General features: G+C 69.1%; 5 protein-coding genes. All 5 read right to left on the reverse strand.

Going from position 1 to position 4354, the window contains the following annotated elements; translation table 11 throughout:
* Window positions 1-1234 (reverse strand): sigma-54 dependent transcriptional regulator (locus DBR34_RS04955; protein WP_258223670.1); only part of this gene is annotated, 1234 nt, incomplete at its 3' end.
* Entirely contained in the window at window positions 1231-1608 is a 378-nt protein-coding gene (locus DBR34_RS04960) for a response regulator transcription factor (protein WP_038692225.1), read from the reverse strand. The genes DBR34_RS04955 and DBR34_RS04960, both read right to left, overlap by 4 nt.
* Before the next feature lie 14 nt (window positions 1609-1622).
* Window positions 1623-3032 carry an RNA polymerase factor sigma-54 gene (gene rpoN, locus DBR34_RS04965; protein WP_128095944.1) on the reverse strand — a complete coding sequence of 470 codons (1410 nt, stop codon included), beginning with the start codon at window positions 3030-3032 and terminating at the stop codon, window positions 1623-1625.
* A gap of 262 nt (window positions 3033-3294) precedes the next feature.
* Window positions 3295-3927: a response regulator transcription factor gene (locus DBR34_RS04970; RefSeq protein WP_038688461.1), complete on the reverse strand. Its 633-nt coding sequence runs from the start codon at window positions 3925-3927 to the stop codon at window positions 3295-3297.
* 118 nt (window positions 3928-4045) lie between these two features.
* Window positions 4046-4354, reverse strand: a 309-nt coding sequence (locus tag DBR34_RS22135; RefSeq protein ID WP_258223671.1) for a PilZ domain-containing protein, incomplete at its 5' end; no start/stop codon positions are given.

A 4354-nucleotide genomic window follows, 5' to 3' on the forward strand; every position in this document is an offset into this window, starting at 1 on the left:
AGGAAAAGCTGCGCAGGTCCAGGCGCTCGTCGCTCACCGGGGCCGGGGCCACCACGGGTGCCGGGACGCTGACGCTGAAATCGCCGCGATAGCGCGCCGGCAGGTCCTGCACGCGCACGGTGCCGCCGGGGTGCAGCACGGCAAGGCGCTCGACCAGGTTGGTCAGCTCGCGCACGTTGCCGGGCCACTCGTAGCTGGCCAGGGCCTGCAGGGCCTCGGCGCTGAAGCGCACTTCGCCGCGACCGGTGCGTGCCAGCTGCGCAGCGATGGTGGTCACCAGCGCCGGCAGGTCTTCGCTGCGCTCGCGCAGCGCCGGCACGTCGATGGGGAACACGTTGAGCCGATAGAACAGATCCTCGCGGAACTTGCCGTCGGCGATGCGCGATTCCAGGTCACGGTGGGTAGCCGCGATCACCCGCACGTTGCAGCGGATGGTCTGGTTGCCGCCCACGCGCTCGAAGCTGCGCTCCTGCAGCACGCGCAGCAGCTTGACCTGCATCGGCAGGCTCATGTCGCCGATTTCATCCAGCAGCAGGGTGCCGCCCTCGGCCATTTCAAACCGGCCCTTGCGCGCGCTCAGTGCACCGGTGAAGGCGCCCTTTTCGTGACCGAACAGCTCGCTTTCCAGCAGCTCGGCGGGGATCGCGCCGCAGTTGATCGCCACGAACGGGCCATCACGGCGCGGCGAGCGCTGGTGGATCGAGCGCGACACCACTTCCTTGCCGGTGCCCGATTCGCCCAGCACCAGCACGGTGGTGTCGAACGCGGCCACCTGCTCGATCATCTGGCGCAGTGCGCTGACCGCCGCACCTTCGCCGGTGGGGCCCTGTTCCTGCACGGCACCGGCCTGGTGCTCGGCGTCCAGCCGCTTCAGGCTGGCACGGCGCAGCAGGGCTTCCATCTGGGCGTGGCGCAACGGCGCTTCCAGCGGCCATACGTTGGCTTCGTGCAGGCCATGCTGCTGGGCGAAGCGCGGGGCGTCGCCGTCGATCAGCATCACCGGCGGTGGCAGGGCACCCTGGCCGGCCCAGGCGAACAGCGCATCGCTGCGCGCGCCGGCTTCCAGGCCGCCGATGATCACGGCCATCCAGTCGGTGGAGCGCTGGCGGGTGATGTCGAAGTCGGCTGCGTCGGCCACCCAGCGCGGGTTGAAGTCCATGAATTCAAGCAGGGCGACGGTGCGCTCGGCACGCACCGCGTCGCTGTCCAGTACCAGGATGCGCGACTCACTCATGACCCATTCCCCTTCAGACCTTCCAGGATCGGCATGACCTCCTGGATGTAGGACAGCTTGCTGACGAAGTTGTCGGCGCCGGCACGCAGGGCGTGCTCGCGGTGCTCGACGTCGTCGAAGTGGCTGGCGATGACGATGTACGGGGCGTCGTCCTGCGACTTGATCAGGCGGGTGGCCTGCAGGCCGCCCATTTCAGGCATCGCCAGGTCCATCAGCACCACTTGCGGGCGCAGCGTTTCCGAGCGTTCGATGGCTTCCAGGCCGTTGGCGGCGCTGCCGATCACGTCCAGCCAGTCGACCTTGCGGAAGTGGCGCATGGCGGCGTTGATGAAGCCCTCGTGGTCGTCGACCAGCAGGACGGTGAGCTTGTTCATGTCTTCCATTTCCTTCAGCCCACCCGGGCCAGTTGCGGGGTCCTGGCATTGATCCGGCGGCGTTCACGGGCCGGGGCGATGTCCAGTTGTTCGCGGTATTTTGCAACGGTACGGCGGGCGATGTTCACCCCCTGGCGCGACAGCAGGCCGGCGATGGCTTCGTCGGCCAGCGGGCGGCCGGCCGGTTCGGCGTCGATCAGGCGGCGCACCATGGCCTTGACGGCCTGGCCGGAGACGCTGGCGCCTTCCAGCCGCACCGCGAAGAAGTGCTTCAGTTCCAGGGTGCCGCGCGGGGTCTGCAGGTACTTGCCGGTGGTGATGCGCGACACGGTCGATTCGTGCATGCCGATCGCATCGGCCACCTCCTTCAGGGTCAGCGGCGCCATGGCCTCTTCGCCGCGGGTAAGGAAGCCGGCCTGGCGCTCGATGATGACCCGGGTGGTGCGCAGCAGGGTGTCATAGCGCATCGACAGGCCTCGGGTCAGCCAGCGTGCTTCCTGCAGCATGTCGCGCAACGGCTGGGCTGCCTCGCCGGCATCGGCCAGCGCGTGCTCGTAGCTGGGGTTGATGCTCAGACGGCGGCTGGTGGCCGGGTTCAGCGCCACGCGCCACTGGTTGTCGGCGTGCCAGGCGATGACGTCGGGGATGACCACGCCGTTGTCGTCCGGGCGCAGGCTGTCGCCCGGGCGGGGCTGCAGCGACAGGATCAGCCGGACCGCTTCATGGATGTCGGCCACTTCGGCGTCGAGCTGGCGGGCCAGGGCGATGTAGTCGTGCGCGGCCAGGCTTTCCAGCCCGTCGTCCAGAACGCGCTGGGCCAGGTGGCGGGCCGGGACGCGGCCGGGCAGGGCGCGCAGCTGCACGCTCAGGCATTCGTGCAGGTCGCGGGCGGCCAGGCCGGCCGGGTCGCCGTGCAGGATCTGCTGGCGCACGGCTTCCACGCCGGCCGCGTCCACGTCGTGATGGGCGCTGGCCAGCAGCTGCAGCTGGGCCAGCGGGGCGTCCAGGTAGCCGGCGTCATCGCAGTGCTCCAGCCAGAAGCCGGCAACCGCCAGTTCGCGTGCGTCCAGTTCCAGGCTCAGGCGCTGCAGGGCACGCAGGTGCGGGTCGCTGGACTCGTCGGCGGCAATGCGCTGCATGCGGTCGTCGTCGCCGTCCTGCCAGCTGGCGCCGGGAACATCCCACATCGCGCTTTCGGGCAGCTCGTCGAACGCGGCCACTTCCTGCACGGTGGTGGTCTCGCTGGTCTCGGCGGCGGGCGCGTCGGGCGCATCCTCGATCTCCAGCAGCGGATTGGTCTCCAGGGCGCGGCGGATCTCCATCTCCAGCTGCATGCCGTCCAGCTGCAGCAGCCGGATCGACTGCAGCAGTTGCGGCGTGAGGTGGAGCTGCTGACCCAGCTGGGTCGACATCGTCGGCTTCATGTGTGTTCCCCATCGCGCCGACTCCCCGGCGCGTTATGGAACACATCTTGCTTGTGTTATCCCGACACCGTAATCAGGGGGTTCCCTAGTGCTGTCGTCAGGTTCCTGACAGTGAGTCAGGAAAATCCCTACACCAGCGCGGGAAATTGACGCGCCTTGCGGCTGGAACCCTTGTATCTGGTCGCCCGGGTGGCCCGGTGCTGTTCAAATTCCCGTCACCGCGCCGCCTGAAGGCTTCAGACTGCCGGAGAACCGGCGCACTTCATTCCAGTTCGTGCTGGTGGCGCGCGGCAAGCAGCAGCAGATCATTGGCGCGGCGGCAGCCCAGCGACTCCATCATGCGCGCGCGGTGGGTTTCCACCGTCTTGACGCTGATGCCGAGGTCGGCGGCGATTTCCTTGTTGCTTTCGCCGCGGCCGATCTGGCGCAGGATCTCGCGCTGGCGGGGCGACAGCGCCGCCACCCCTACCGGTTTCTCCTTGCCCAGCATCGGCGCCAGCATCTTGGCCGAGATCTGCGGGCTCAGGAACACCTGGCCGGCATGGGCGGCCAGCAGCGCCAGTTCCAGCTCCTGCGGGGCCGCGTCCTTGACCACGAAGCCGACCGCGCCGCGATCCAGCGCATCGCGCACGTGCACCGCGTCGTCGTGCATGGTCATCATCACCACCCGGGTGCCGGGGGCGCGCAGCAGGATGTCGCTCAGGGCTTCCAGACCGGTACGGCCCGGCAGCGACAGGTCCATCAGGATGACGTCGGGGCTGTGCTGGATGGCCATCTGCAGCGCCTGTTCGGCATTGCTGGCATCGGCGACCACCTCGACATTTGCAAAGCCCTGGAGCAGGCGGCTGAGGCCGGCGCGGACCAGGGTGTGATCGTCGACGATGAGAACGCGCACAGGCAGGCTTGGGGGATGTGAAGAAGACGGCCACATTAACGGAGTGGCGGCCTACCGCCAAGCCGAACCCGTCACGGTGTGCAGGGCCGGCCGCTGGCCGGCGCCCCGTCATGGCCGCTTACGGGCGGCGCTCGGCCAGCCGCGCCTGGGCGATCTGGCGCCGGTGCAGGCGGAACAGGTGGCGTTCCAGCGCCATTTCCAGCGCATCGCTCATCGGCTCGAAGCGCAGCCAGAGGAAGTGCGCGCCCGCGCCGGTGGCCGCTTCGGCCAGCACGGCGACCGGCAGGTCGATATGGTCGGGCAGCCAGTCGCAGGGCTGCAGGCGGATCACGCCCAGGCTGCCGACGGCGGCACCGCTGCGTGCGCCCTGTTCCAGCCGGATGCCCCGGCGCGACCAGCGCAGCGGGCGCAGGTCCAGGTCCTGGGC

Origin of the sequence: Stenotrophomonas sp. HMWF003 (genome assembly GCF_003061285.1) — a bacterium.
Taxonomy (GTDB): domain Bacteria; phylum Pseudomonadota; class Gammaproteobacteria; order Xanthomonadales; family Xanthomonadaceae; genus Stenotrophomonas; species Stenotrophomonas maltophilia_AP.

Excerpts from the sequence above, each read along its gene's own strand:
- rpoN (WP_128095944.1), bottom strand. The coding sequence starts at position 3,032 with ATGAAGCCGACGATGTCGACCCAGCTGGGTCAGCAGCTCCACCTCACG.
- DBR34_RS04960 (WP_038692225.1), bottom strand. The coding sequence starts at position 1,608 with ATGAACAAGCTCACCGTCCTGCTGGTCGACGACCACGAGGGCTTCATC.